Annotated in this window: 14 protein-coding genes; 8 read left to right on the top strand and 6 right to left on the bottom strand. The window is 52.1% G+C overall.

Going from position 1 to position 12172, the window contains the following annotated elements; genetic code table 11:
• Positions 1 to 52 precede the first annotated feature (52 nt).
• On the bottom strand, positions 53 to 1420 hold the full coding sequence (locus EIZ48_RS13525) for a Do family serine endopeptidase (RefSeq protein WP_075762380.1): 1368 nt from the start codon (positions 1418 to 1420) through the stop codon (positions 53 to 55).
• Positions 1421 to 1553: 133 nt separating this feature from the next.
• Complete coding sequence (gene zapG, locus EIZ48_RS13520; protein WP_160652253.1) at positions 1554 to 1973, bottom strand: Z-ring associated protein ZapG; 420 nt, start codon at positions 1971 to 1973, stop codon at positions 1554 to 1556.
• A gap of 240 nt (positions 1974 to 2213) precedes the next feature.
• On the opposite strand from zapG, the gene zapE reads away from it, so the two are divergent.
• The 8 genes from zapE (at position 2214) to sspB (ending at position 8734) form a co-directional block, all read left to right on the top strand.
• A complete protein-coding gene (gene zapE, locus EIZ48_RS13515) occupies positions 2214 to 3374 on the top strand; it encodes a cell division protein ZapE (protein WP_160652250.1) in 1161 nt (386 codons plus the stop codon).
• 352 nt (positions 3375 to 3726) lie between these two features.
• A complete protein-coding gene (gene rplM / locus EIZ48_RS13510; RefSeq protein ID WP_075762377.1) occupies positions 3727 to 4155 on the top strand; it encodes a 50S ribosomal protein L13 in 429 nt (142 codons plus the stop codon).
• Positions 4156 to 4170: 15 nt separating this feature from the next.
• Positions 4171 to 4563, top strand: a complete 393-nt coding sequence (gene rpsI, locus EIZ48_RS13505; protein WP_075762376.1) for a 30S ribosomal protein S9 — start codon at positions 4171 to 4173, stop codon at positions 4561 to 4563.
• Positions 4564 to 4913: 350 nt separating this feature from the next.
• A complete protein-coding gene (gene petA, locus EIZ48_RS13500) occupies positions 4914 to 5504 on the top strand; it encodes a ubiquinol-cytochrome c reductase iron-sulfur subunit (RefSeq protein ID WP_160652247.1) in 591 nt (196 codons plus the stop codon).
• Positions 5504 to 6769 (top strand): cytochrome b, encoded by a 1266-nt coding sequence (locus EIZ48_RS13495; RefSeq protein ID WP_075762373.1) that lies wholly within the window; start codon positions 5504 to 5506, stop codon positions 6767 to 6769. Before petA ends, EIZ48_RS13495 begins: the two co-directional genes overlap by 1 nt.
• Positions 6766 to 7503, top strand: coding sequence for a cytochrome c1 (locus EIZ48_RS13490; protein ID WP_160652244.1), 738 nt, complete (start codon positions 6766 to 6768; stop codon positions 7501 to 7503). Before EIZ48_RS13495 ends, EIZ48_RS13490 begins: the two co-directional genes overlap by 4 nt.
• 86 nt (positions 7504 to 7589) lie before the next feature.
• Entirely contained in the window at positions 7590 to 8228 is a 639-nt protein-coding gene (gene sspA, locus EIZ48_RS13485) for a stringent starvation protein SspA (RefSeq protein WP_075762371.1), read from the top strand.
• Positions 8228 to 8734, top strand: a complete 507-nt coding sequence (gene sspB / locus EIZ48_RS13480) for a ClpXP protease specificity-enhancing factor (protein ID WP_160652242.1) — start codon at positions 8228 to 8230, stop codon at positions 8732 to 8734. The genes sspA and sspB overlap by 1 nt, the downstream gene beginning before the upstream one ends.
• Positions 8735 to 8819: 85 nt before the next feature.
• Here the strand turns inward: sspB and EIZ48_RS13475 are convergent, their stop codons facing one another.
• Genes EIZ48_RS13475 through EIZ48_RS13460 form a run of 4 tightly spaced genes read right to left on the bottom strand, consistent with a single transcriptional unit; the run spans position 8820 to position 12134 of the window.
• Entirely contained in the window at positions 8820 to 9356 is a 537-nt protein-coding gene (locus EIZ48_RS13475; protein ID WP_160652239.1) for a BON domain-containing protein, read from the bottom strand.
• Positions 9357 to 9359: 3 nt separating this feature from the next.
• Positions 9360 to 9950 carry a phosphoheptose isomerase gene (locus tag EIZ48_RS13470; RefSeq protein ID WP_075762368.1) on the bottom strand — a complete coding sequence of 197 codons (591 nt, stop codon included), beginning with the start codon at positions 9948 to 9950 and terminating at the stop codon, positions 9360 to 9362.
• A gap of 2 nt (positions 9951 to 9952) precedes the next feature.
• Positions 9953 to 10321: a YraN family protein gene (locus tag EIZ48_RS13465; protein ID WP_160652236.1), complete on the bottom strand. Its 369-nt coding sequence runs from the start codon at positions 10319 to 10321 to the stop codon at positions 9953 to 9955.
• Positions 10305 to 12134: a penicillin-binding protein activator gene (locus EIZ48_RS13460; RefSeq protein ID WP_160652234.1), complete on the bottom strand. Its 1830-nt coding sequence runs from the start codon at positions 12132 to 12134 to the stop codon at positions 10305 to 10307. Before EIZ48_RS13460 ends, EIZ48_RS13465 begins: the two co-directional genes overlap by 17 nt.
• Positions 12135 to 12172: the final 38 nt, after the last annotated feature.

Genomic DNA, 12172 nt, shown 5'->3' with positions numbered 1-12172 from the left:
TTGTAATGCGGCAGGGTGGGAAATCGGGCCATTGCTGGCCCGATACGCGGCGTTAGCGGATGATTAGATACAGGATATTGTTATCGCGCTTTACTTCGAGCGCCAAGACATTCGGTTCCTGTTCAAGTGCCTTGCGTAGCTCGCCAAGATTGCGGATTGGCTGGCGGTTGAGGCCGAGGATGATGTCATCTTTCTGAAGACCGTAACGTGCTGCCAGGGATTTCTCGTCAATGCCGGTGACTTTCACCCCTTTGACACCGTCATTGGCTGTCGTGTTGGCAAATTCAGCACCGGCCAGACCGGAGTGGAGATTTTCTGCCTTGACCTTGCTCTGGCTGGCTTCCTGCAGAACCACCGAGACGGTTTGTTCCTTGCCGTCGCGTACGATACCCAAGGTTGTTTTCTTGCCCGCGCCCAGTGTGGCGATTTTAGCCCGGAGCTCACCGAAGGTACGGATTTGTTTGCCGTTAACCGAGACAATGATGTCCCCGGCTTTCAGTCCGGCCTTTTCTGCCGCAGAGTCAGGCATAACCTGGTTGATGAAGGCACCATGATTGGTTTCATAGCCGAAGGCTTCTGCCAGTTCGGAAGTCAGCTCGCCGCCCTGGACGCCCAGAATGCCGCGTTTGACCTCACCGAACTCGATGATTTGCTCGGTCAGGTTTTTCACCATATTGACCGGGATGGCAAAGCCGATCCCGACATTACCGCCGTTCGGGCCCAGAATAGCGGTATTGATACCGACCAGCTCACCGTTGAGGTTAACCAGTGCGCCACCCGAGTTGCCGCTGTTGATGGCCGCATCGGTCTGAATAAAGTTCTCGAAGTTCTCGATATTGAGTCCGCTGCGGCCAAGGGCGGAAATAATGCCCGAGGTGACGGTTTGGCCCAGTCCGAACGGGTTGCCGATGGCAACGGCGAAGTCACCCACACGCAGGCTGTCGGAGTCAGCCAGGTTAATGGCGGTCAGGTTCTTGGTCTTGTCGAGTTTTAGCAGCGCGATATCTGACATCTCGTCGCTGCCGATCAGCTCGGCAGACAGTTCTCTGCCGTCATGGAGCTGAACCATTATCTTGTCGGCACCGTTGATAACATGGTGGTTGGTAACAATGTAGCCCTTGTCCGCATCGACGATCACGCCGGAACCTAGCCCGCGGAACGGACGTTCGCGTAATTGCTCTTCGGGGAATTCAGGGCCAAAGAAGAAGCGGAAGGTCTCTGGAAGACGTTGCCTGGACACTTGCTTGCCCTCGACGGCAATGCTGACAACTGCCGGTGTGACTTGTTCCAGCATCGGCGCGAGGCTAGGTAGTTGTTGGCTATTCGTTGAAAGAGGTAATGCAGCAGTTGCCGTGATAGGGGTAATAACAGAACTGATGCCGAGTGCCAGTGCACTGAATACAAGCAAAGGTTTTTTCATTATTACTAAACTCCGGTTTACAAGTAGTAGTACCATTCCATTGCAGTTATAAACATCTAAGAATCAATAACCAATGTTGGAAAGCGGTACTAGCTCTGACTTGAAAACCGGCGTTTAGTTCCAGAAAAAAGAATTAGCTCGCTTTGGGTTCTTCGACTTTCTCTGGTTCGTCTTTCAGCAATCCTGTTGCGCCGTTGGCGTAATCGCGTGGCTGATCCTGGATGTCGCCAGTATCTGCGACGGCTTCCAGCGTACTGATCCTACGTGCAAACGGGTTGTCCTGATCCGGAAGATTAGGCATTAGCTCGCTGGACGTTTTTGCCATGTGCTCATAGAGCTTGCTGTAATCTTTGGCAATGTTATCCAATAGCTCCGAGCTGCAGGCAAAATGGTCAACGAGTTCCTGACGGTACTGTTCCAGCTCGTATTTTGACTTATCCAGGTCTTTCTTTAGCTCTTTTTGTTGTTTGAGGCTCTTATTGCCCAGGCGGGCGGCAAAAGCCCCGACAATTGCACCTGCGGCAAAAATGAGTAGCGCATAAATCCAAGCCATGAAAAACTCCTTGTGACTTTATGAATACCAAGTTGTTTATGTCGGTCAAAGACAATGTGGCGGCACGCCAGTTTACTGGGGCATGCCTGGTCCTACGGGTCTGTCCTTTGTATACCAGATTGTTTAATTGGCGCTGAATGCCAGCCAACTAATTTGTTTCGTATAGTTACTATACATGCACAAACGTTGCCATGGTACTATCTGATGCCAAAGATGGGATGAATAGGGTAACAGTAAAGGATGACTCCACAACAACAATATCAACGCGATCTCCAGCAGCCTGACTTTATTGCCGACCCGGCGCAGGCCATGGCGGTCTCATACCTCGAAGCACTCTATCACCGTATGCTGGCTCCCAGAGCGCAGGCCATGGCGGTCTCATACCTCGAAGCACTCTATCACCGTATGCTGGCTCCCAGAGCGCAGGCCAAGCCCTCCCTGGTGCAACGGCTATTCAAGCGGGATAAAGAAACCTGTGTTACACCGGTGAAGGGGATCTACTTCTGGGGTGGAGTCGGGCGGGGCAAGACCTATTTGGTTGATACCTTTTATGAGTGTTTGCCGACTGATCGCAAAATGCGGGTCCATTTCCATCGTTTTATGCATCGGGTACACCAGGAGATGCAGCAACTGTCGGCACAGTCCGATCCGCTGGAAACCGTGGCTGACCGCTTCAAGGCCGAGACCGATATCATTTGCTTCGATGAGTTTTTTGTTTCTGACATTACTGATGCCATGATTCTGGGCACCCTGTTCGAGGCATTGTTCCGTCGCGGCATTACGCTGGTGGCGACATCGAATATCCCGCCGGATCAGCTCTACCGCAATGGTCTGCAGCGGGCGCGTTTTTTGCCGGCGATAGCATTAATCGAGCAGCATTGCGATATCGTCAATGTCGACTCCGGGGTGGATTACCGCCTGAGAACGCTTGAGCAGGCCGAAATCTACCATTATCCGCTCGATGCCCAGGCGGAAAAGAACATCGCGCAGTATTTCACCCAGTTGAGTGTCGAACCAAGAAGCCAGGGGAAAGAGATAGAGATCAACAACCGGATGCTGCCGACCCGCCACGAGGCGGACGGGGTTGTGCACTTTACCTTCCGGACCTTGTGCCAGACAGCCAGAAGTCAGAATGACTACATGGAAATCGCCCAAATCTATCACACTGTACTGGTCTCGGAAGTGATCCGGATGGGGGAGAAGGAAGATGATGCCGCCCGGCGCTTTATCGCTATGGTCGATGAGTTTTACGAGCGAAATGTAAAGCTTATTATGTCGGCAGAAGTGGATTTGATGCAGCTTTACCAGAATGGCCGCCTGGAGTTCGAGTTTAAGCGCTGCTGCTCCCGCCTGATAGAAATGCAGAGCCATGAGTATCTGGCCAAACCGCACCTGGCCTAGCGCCAGCCCTGTATGGGCAGTGCTTGAACCGTGATAGACGAAACCTGCCGGGCTTGTTATTGCAATGAGGATGAGGTGAGTTTGCCGGGTGAAATCCGGTCAAAAGCCGGTAGTTTAAGCGCTAAAAAATGACCGTTAGCTGCCGTGAATCGCCGCGGGAGAAAAAAACGCATTTTTTTTTGAAAAAAAGGTGATTTTTTCTCCACCCTTCCCTATAATCTTGCGACCCACCGTACCTGTGATGGCGAAAGCCAGGAGCACCAACCGCTCGAAGGGGTGATGACTGGGCTCTTAACAGACGGAACGCAAGTTCCATAAGTGAATCAATTTTTAATTTTGGGTAAGAATTAGCATGAAAACTTTCGTTGCTAAACCAGAAACTGTAAAACGTGACTGGTACGTTGTTGACGCTGAAGGTAAAACTCTTGGTCGTCTAGCAACTGAAATCGCATCTCGTCTACGTGGTAAGCACAAGCCGGAGTACACTCCGCACGTTGACACTGGTGACTACATCGTAGTTATCAACGCAGAAAAAGTTGCTGTAACTGGCGCTAAGAAGACTGACAAAATGTACCACCACCACACTGGTTACATCGGTGGTCTGAAGTCAATCAGCTTCGAGAAGCTTATCGATAAGAAGCCAGAAATGGTTATCGAAACTGCTGTTAAAGGCATGCTTCCTAAAGGTCCTCTAGGCCGTGCTATGTACCGTAAACTAAAAGTTTATGCAGGTACAGAGCACAACCACGCTGCACAGCAGCCTAAAGTACTAGACATCTAATTGGGGAAGATGACAATGGCAGAGAATCAATACTACGGCACTGGTCGCCGCAAAAGCTCAGCTGCTCGCGTTTTCATTAAACCGGGTTCTGGCAACATCGTAATCAACAAGCGTAGCCTTGATGAGTACTTCGGTCGTGAAACTGCTCGCATGGTTGTTCGTCAGCCACTTGAGCTAGTTGAAATGACTGAAAAACTTGACCTATACATCACTGTTAAAGGTGGTGGTATCACTGGTCAGTCAGGTGCTATCCGTCACGGTATCACTCGTGCTCTTATGGAGTACGATGAGACTCTACGTCCTACTCTACGCGCAGCGGGTTACGTTACTCGTGACGCACGTAAAGTTGAGCGTAAGAAAGTTGGTCTACGTAAAGCACGTCGTCGTCCACAGTTCTCTAAGCGTTAATTTTACGCTTCAGAATTTATATTCTGTTTACTGTGTACGAAAAGCTCAACCTTCGGGTTGGGCTTTTTTTTGTTTGTAAAAAACCACCATTTTCCCTGCTTGAGCCCTTGAATTCCCTCGCTTCTACGTAAATTTGAAACAAAAAGAACATACCTCTCACATTTGTTGCGAAAAGGTAGCTTTATCTTGTCAAAAAGTGGGGTTTTATTTATCATTTGGCGCGATAAACAACAGCTTGATAATGTAACAAACTATCTGTTGTTTCATTCCGTTGAAAGTTAGCCGTAAGCTCCAGGGACGCCAAAGGACATAATAATAATCCAGAGCGGGAGCACATGGGAGAATGTTGGATGAGCAATGCGCCAGTAAGTAACGGCCGCCGCCGCTTCCTGACTGCGACAACTTCGGTTGTTGGAGGCTTAGGTGCAGTCGCTGTAGCTGTGCCTTTTATCAAATCTTGGAACCCGAGCGCGAAAGCTAAAGCCGCCGGTGCGCCAGTTGAAGTTGATATCAGTAAGTTGGAAGATGGCCAAATGGTACGCGTCGAGTGGCGCGGTAAACCAGTTTGGGTCGTGCGTCGTAGTGATGCAATTTTAGAAGAGTTGGGTGGCCATGATGGTGATCTTCGCGATCCGTCATCAGATGAGCCGCAGCAACCTGAGTATGCCCAGAATAAATTTCGTTCAGTTAAACCTGAAATCTTTTTAGCCGTAGGTATCTGTACGCACCTCGGCTGTTCCCCTACCTATCTGCCTGATAGCTTTAGCGAGCAGGTGAGTGGTGTCACAGCAGGTTTCTTCTGCCCGTGTCATGGCTCTAAGTTCGATATGGCCGGCAGGGTATTTGCGGGGGTACCAGCACCGCTCAACTTGGTGGTACCGCCTCATACATTCCTGGATGACAATACCATTCTGGTCGGTGTAGACGAGGAGACAGCCTAATGGAAGCACTACTCGGTTGGATTGAAAAACGCTTACCCATGATGGATGCGTACAAAAAGCATTTGTCTGAATACCCGATGCCGAAGAACTTTAACTTCTGGTATCTGTTCGGTTCGCTGGCCATGCTGGTACTGGTTAACCAGATTATTACCGGTATCTGGCTGACAATGAACTATGTTCCTTCTGGTGAGGGAGCATTTGCCTCCGTCGAGTACATCATGCGTGATGTCGAATACGGCTGGCTACTTCGTTATATGCACTCGACAGGCGCCTCGGCGTTCTTCGTCGTTATCTACCTGCACATGTTCCGCGGCTTGATCTACGGCTCTTACCAGAAGCCTCGTGAACTGCTGTGGCTGTTCGGTATGCTGATCTTCCTGGTATTGATGGCCGAAGCCTTCATGGGCTATCTGTTGCCTTGGGGTCAGATGTCATACTGGGGTGCGCAGGTAATCATTTCACTGTTTGGTGCTATTCCTGTTATCGGTGATGACCTGACCCTGTGGATCCGTGGTGACTACGTGATCTCGGGTGCGACACTGAACCGTTTCTTTGCCTTGCATGTTATTGCCTTGCCGATCGTTCTTCTGCTGCTGGTTGTGCTGCACATTCTGGCCCTGCACGAAGTGGGCTCGAACAACCCTGACGGTATCGATACCAAGCTACCGAAAGGCAGCAAAGGGGAAGGTTATAAAACCCAGTTCCCGTTCCACAAGCAGTACAGCGGCAAGTACGACATTATCGACTCGATTCCGTTCCACCCGTACGGTACGGTTAAGGACATGGTCGGTATCGCGGTATTCCTGTTCTTCTTCTGCTACGTGTTGTTCTTCAATCCGGAAATGGGTGGTTACTTCCTTGAGCCACCTAACTTTGAGGCGGCCAACCCGCTGAAGACACCTGAGCACATTGCACCTGTATGGTACTTCACACCGTTCTACGCCATCTTGCGTGCGGTACCGGACAAGCTATTGGGTGTGGTTGCGATGGGTGCGTCGATTGTGGTGCTGTTCCTGTTGCCATGGCTGGATCGCTGCAAGGTTCGCTCTTACCGCTACCGCAGCAAGTTCCACCTGATCAATATTGCGCAGTTTACCGTGAGCTTTGTTGCGCTGGGTATTCTGGGTGCACTGCCGGCGACGCCGACGTATACCCTGCTGGCGCAGATTTTCAGCCTGGGTTACTTCATGTTCTTCGTGTTGCTGTATTTCTACAGTAAGAACGAGGCGACCAAACCGCTACCAGAGAGGGTGACATTCAAATGAAGAAGTTGATTGTAATGCTGCTAGCTCTGCTGCCTGCAATGGTGATGGCGGCTGGTGGTAACGTGCATCTAGATGATGCGAACAATGATCTGTCGGACAAGGCCTCGCTTCAGCGCGGTGCCAAGACCTTCATGAATTACTGTTTTGGCTGCCATGCCACACAGTATCAGCGCTATGAGCGTGTGGCGACGGACATCGGTATCCCGCTGGATCTGATGAAGGAGCACATGGTCTTCGACAAGGACGCCAAAATTGGCGACCTGATGACCAATGCGATTCCGGAAGAATACGCTGCAGTCTCGTTTGGTGCGCCTGCACCCGACCTGACGCTGGTTGCCCGTGTTCGTGGTACCGACTGGCTCTACACCTATCTGCGTTCTTTCTATGCTGACCCGAGCCGTCCGTTTGGCGTCAACAATGTGGTCTTCCCGAGCGTGGGCATGCCGCATGTGCTGGAAGAGCTGCAGGGTGTACCGACCAAAGTGTATGAGACTCGCCTGGTTGACGGTGAGGAAGTACAGGAGTATGTCGGTATCGAGTCAGACGGAACCGGTGAGCTGAACGCCGAGGAGTATGACGAGGCGGTTCGTGATCTGGTTAACTTCCTGGAGTATTCTGCTGAACCTGTAAAACTGGAACGTCAAAATCTGGGCTTATGGGTAATGGGCTTTTTGGTCATATTCTTTGTACTAACATTACTGTTGAAGAAAGAATATTGGCGTGATGTCCACTGATCAGGTAATCTAGTGGGTTAAGAATCTCGCAATGGGGGCTCGGGCCCCCGTTGCTTTTTGTGTATATAAGTATACTGGAGGGGTTAATGGCTGTTGCTGCCAATAAACGCTCTGTGATGACTCTGTATTCTGATGCTTCGGATATCTACAGCCATCAGGTGCGTATCGTACTAGCAGAAAAGGGTGTTAGTGTTGAAATTGAGCTGGTTGATCCAAACAACCTGCCTGAAGATCTACTGGACCTAAACCCGTACAACTCTGTTCCAACCCTGGTTGACCGTGAGCTTGCTCTTTACCAGGCCGGCATCATTATGGAGTACCTGGATGAGCGTTTCCCTCACCCACCTCTGATGCCTGTTTATCCTGTTGCTCGTGGTAACAGTCGTCTGATGATGTACCGTGTTGAGCGTAACTGGTACACGCTGGCAGAGAAGATAAACAAAGGTAACGCTGATGAAGCAGACAAAGCACGCAAGCAATTGCGTGAAGAGCTGCTGGCATTGGCACCTGTATTCGCTGAATTCCCATACTTCATGAGTGAAGAGTTTAGCTTGGTTGACTGCTATCTGGCACCGCTACTGTGGCGCTTACCTGAAATGGGTATCGAGCTGACAGGTGCCGGGTCGAAAGAAGTGAAAGCATACATGACCCGCGTTTTCGAGCGTGATTCATTCCTTGCTTCTCTGACTGAAGCTGAGCGCGAAATGCGTCTGGCCGGCCAATAATGGATATGGAAAACATGACGCCGCGCCGCCCTTATTTGCTGCGCGCGTTTTACGACTGGTTAGTTGACAATGATCTGACACCGCATCTGGTAGTGGACGCAACCTTGCAAGGTGTCAAGGTGCCGACGGAATTTGTCAGCGACGGTCAAATTGTACTGAATATCGCACCGCGTGCTGTCGGTAACCTAGAGCTGGGTAATGAGGCAATCAGCTTCAATGCCCGCTTTAGCGGTCGCCCGCATTCTGTGATTGTGCCTATGTATGCAGCATTGGCTATCTATGCCCGTGAAAATGGTGCAGGAACCATGTTTGAGCCGGAACCGGCTTATGCTTCTGATATCGCAGATATTGAGCTGGCAGATGAAGCGCAGCAGTATGATGAGATTGTTGAGGAGGAAGAGACGCGTTCTCCTCTGGCTGAGGTAACGGAAGCCAGTGAGGACAGCGGCCCTGATGATGAGCCGCCTCGTCCGCGTGGCCGACCAAGCCTCCGCGTCGTGAAATAAAAAAACGCAGCCTACTGGCTGCGTTTTTCTTTTGCGCTGTTTTCTGTAGCAAGGTACCGGGTGTTGTTACTAAGCCGCTCTGAAATTAGTTCTGGTATTCAAATACCTTGACGACTTTCTTTACCCCGGAGACATTACGCGCAATCTCGGCGGCAATATTTCCCTGCTCACGGTTCACATAGCCGAGCAGGTAGACCGCCTGGCCTTCGGTGACGACTTTGATCGAGACATCATTGAGCTTCTTGCTGCCGATGATCTGCGATTTGACCTTGGTTGTCAGCCAGCTGTCCTTGCTGACTTCACCCAGCTCGGGCAGCGGACGGATCTGGATCTGGTTATAGACCGTATTGACGTTGCTTAGCGAGCGGACCTGCTCCTCCAGCTTTTGCTTGGTGGGCTGGTCGACCGACTGGCCGACGAGCAGTACCTTGCCGTCAATAGCGATCGCATTGATCCGGGCATGCTGGCGATACGGCGGCTTGTTGGCCAGGCCGCCGACTTCCATTTCGATCTGCTGATCAAACCACTGCTGCTTGGTGGTACGGGGATCGGCCGCGGACAGTGCCGAGCAGCCCTGAAGAACAAACAGCACGGCAATTAGCAGGGCTTGGTATCTCTTCATTGCTTATCCTTCGTGATGCGGAAACAGAACCTTGTCGATGAGATCACACAGGCAATGGACCGTCAGCAGGTGGCCTTCCTGGATACGTGCGGTTCGCTGAGACGGAATACGGATTTCGACATCCTGAACACCGAGCAGTCCGGCCATTTCCCCGCCGTCTTTGCCGGTAAGGGCTATGATGGTCATATCGCGGGTCAGCGCGGCCTCCATGGCCTTGATGATATTCTTGCTGTTGCCGCTGGTCGACAGGACAAACAGGATATCTCCGGCCTGGCCGAGGGCGCGTACCTGCTTGGAGAAGACCTCGTCATGGTGGTAGTCATTGGCGACCGCCGTCAGCGTCGTGGTATCTGCCGTCAGTGCCAGGGCCGGCAGGCTTGGGCGCTCAGTTTCAAAACGGTTGATCAGACAGGAGGCAAAGTGCTGGGAGTTTGCCGCCGAGCCGCCGTTGCCGCAACACAGGATCTTGTTGCCGTTAAGCAGGCTTTGCACCATCACTTGTGCGGCTTGGGAAATGGCATCCGGCAGGGCTTCTGCTGCTGCTATCTGGGTCTGGATACTTTCTGTAAAACTTTCTTTAATGCTCTCTAGCATGATTAACCTTCAACTAGGGTGTTGGTAAACCACTCAATCTGGTGCTCGGGCCCCTGTATCGCCACGACATCAAACCTAAACTCAGTGTGTTCGACCGAAAAGCCGTTTTTCTGAAGCCAAAACAAAGCTGCTCGTTTTAGCTTCTGCTGTTTGCGCCAGTTTACCGCTTCTGCGGCGCTGCCGTAATCTGCATTTTTGCGGAATTTGACCTCGATAAAAACCCAGCAGGCCTTATCGCGCATGATGACATCAATTTCGCCGCTGCGGCACTGGAAATTGCGACAAACCGGCTTGAGCCCGTGGCGGAGCAAAAATTGCTCCGCCATGGCTTCGTAGGCTTGCCCTTGCTTGCGTTTATTGAACGGGGTCAATGCCGTTACCGGAGAAGATAGCCCAGCTGATCTGGCGCTGGATCACGCACTGATCATTTAGGCTTAGCTGGCCAGTCTTGCCCTGGGTAGTGTAATTATCGACCGCGCGCATCTGCGGCAGCTCGGCAATCATCTTGTAGGCGTCCATCCCGAAGGCGTGCAGGCGGATATCGGTGTTTTTGGCATTGGGCCACAGTTCGTTGTAGCGTGCCATAAAGTTATGGTTGGCATCGACCAGCAGCGGGATATCACTAAATTCAATGCCCCTTAGCTCGCTGTTGTCACCTTTGCTGTCCGGGTAGCTGCGAGAGCTGGCGTACAGCTTGGGTGGCTCGATGTCCGGGTTAATCGCAACTTCGATAAACGGCTTGAGCAGGGTCAGCTCATTTTTGTTGGCGACCAGATAGACCGCATCAGTATCGCGGCGGCTACGTGGCTGGGCTTCTAGCTCCAGGCCCAGTACCTGCTGCATTTGGTTGATACGCGCCTGGCTTTCAGTCAAGCCGAAGACTGTCGCAATCTGCTGCTGGATTTGCTTGCGTGAACTGAAGGAGCTGATTGCCGGCGACTTGCCGGTCAGCTGCTGCCATTGTTCGATAAAGGCGCTGCTGACACGTTCGCCAAAGCTGTTACCCGGCGCCAGTATCATCGGGTACTCGTGGCCCTTCGCAAACAGGTGTCGGGCGGCCTGCTCGGCTTCCTGCTCTGGTGAGAGCGAGAAGTAACAGGCATTGGACTGGGTCATGCTGAGCTGCTCGGGCTCGTTCAGGGCCAGCATGGTAATGTTGGTATCATTGTTGCGCTGGAAGTCGGTAATCTTCTCCTTGCGCAGCGGGCCGATGACCAGCTCAATCCCGTCTTGCTCCAGCTTGTCAAGAATCGAGCTGACAGGCTCGGCTTCGGTGTCATAAATCGCCAGCTCGGTCTCGGCATCGCGACCGGTATCGTCGAGCATAGCGTTGATAAAGCCGTCCCTGACCGCCTTGCCGGAGTTTTCATAGCGGCCTGACAGCGGCAGCAGCAGGGCGACATTGTTCAGCTGGGTAATTTCAAGCTCCATAATCGCCTGCAGTTCAGCAGGCAGATATTGGTTGGCCGGGTGATAGGGGTTTTTGGCCAGCCATTCTTCGACCGTGCTCTTGAGCTTAGCCGGGCGCTGCGAATACGTGTTTTTGAGAATACTCAGCTGGACCCAGCCGCGCAGGACGGTTTCATCCTCGCTCAGCTTGGTTGCCTGTAACTGGTTATTGTTGTAGTGGGAAAGGTCCCGCCACAGGTTTTGCCAGTTGGCCCCTTTCTGCTCAGCCTTGAGGTACTGATCCAGCGCGGTCCGCTCGCGGGCAGCCTTGAATGACTGGTTGGTCTGGCCAAGCAGTTCGGCACGGAGCATGTGAAAACGCAGGTACTGGCTGTCTGCCAGTGTCCACCATGGCTGGAAGTTCAGGGTATCGAGCGCAGACTGAGGCTGGCCCTGCTGATAACGCAGGGTCGCGCGTGCCAGCTGCCATTCGGCCATCTGGAGCGGGCTCATCGACAGCCGTCCCAGGCGATTGGCCTGCTGTTCGGCCTGCGACCAGCTGCCTTCTTTTATCAGGGCCTTGAGGGCCAGAATGTGCCAGTCGATGCTTTCTGTTCCTTCGCTCGACTCGGCTTTGATCAGATAATTGGCTGACGTATCGGTGACGGCAGCGGTAATATCGGCGGTCACGGCCTGCTGTTGAGTTGGCGTCGAGCAGCCGGCCAAGATCACGGCGAGGGCTACAGGGGCTAATAGTCGTGATACACTTTTACGCTTATGGGTAAAATTGAGCATTGAATTCATTCAACTGTGACAAATTACTCTCTATATTA

The organism is Photobacterium alginatilyticum (assembly GCF_009910675.1).
GTDB classification, from domain to species: Bacteria; Pseudomonadota; Gammaproteobacteria; order Enterobacterales; family Vibrionaceae; genus Photobacterium; species Photobacterium alginatilyticum.
Note: the sequence above shows the minus strand (reverse complement) of the source record. Positions and strands in the feature narration are given on the sequence as shown.

Coding starts and splice junctions, on each gene's coding strand:
- zapE (WP_160652250.1), top strand. CDS start 2,214: ATGACTCCACAACAACAATATCAACGCGATCTCCAGCAGCCTGACTTT.
- sspA (WP_075762371.1), top strand. CDS start 7,590: ATGGCTGTTGCTGCCAATAAACGCTCTGTGATGACTCTGTATTCTGAT.
- zapG (WP_160652253.1), bottom strand. CDS start 1,973: ATGGCTTGGATTTATGCGCTACTCATTTTTGCCGCAGGTGCAATTGTC.
- EIZ48_RS13490 (WP_160652244.1), top strand. CDS start 6,766: ATGAAGAAGTTGATTGTAATGCTGCTAGCTCTGCTGCCTGCAATGGTG.
- EIZ48_RS13475 (WP_160652239.1), bottom strand. CDS start 9,356: ATGAAGAGATACCAAGCCCTGCTAATTGCCGTGCTGTTTGTTCTTCAG.
- EIZ48_RS13525 (WP_075762380.1), bottom strand. CDS start 1,420: ATGAAAAAACCTTTGCTTGTATTCAGTGCACTGGCACTCGGCATCAGT.
- EIZ48_RS13470 (WP_075762368.1), bottom strand. CDS start 9,950: ATGCTAGAGAGCATTAAAGAAAGTTTTACAGAAAGTATCCAGACCCAG.
- petA (WP_160652247.1), top strand. CDS start 4,914: ATGAGCAATGCGCCAGTAAGTAACGGCCGCCGCCGCTTCCTGACTGCG.
- rplM (WP_075762377.1), top strand. CDS start 3,727: ATGAAAACTTTCGTTGCTAAACCAGAAACTGTAAAACGTGACTGGTAC.
- EIZ48_RS13495 (WP_075762373.1), top strand. CDS start 5,504: ATGGAAGCACTACTCGGTTGGATTGAAAAACGCTTACCCATGATGGAT.
- sspB (WP_160652242.1), top strand. CDS start 8,228: ATGGATATGGAAAACATGACGCCGCGCCGCCCTTATTTGCTGCGCGCG.
- rpsI (WP_075762376.1), top strand. CDS start 4,171: ATGGCAGAGAATCAATACTACGGCACTGGTCGCCGCAAAAGCTCAGCT.
- EIZ48_RS13460 (WP_160652234.1), bottom strand. CDS start 12,134: ATGCTCAATTTTACCCATAAGCGTAAAAGTGTATCACGACTATTAGCC.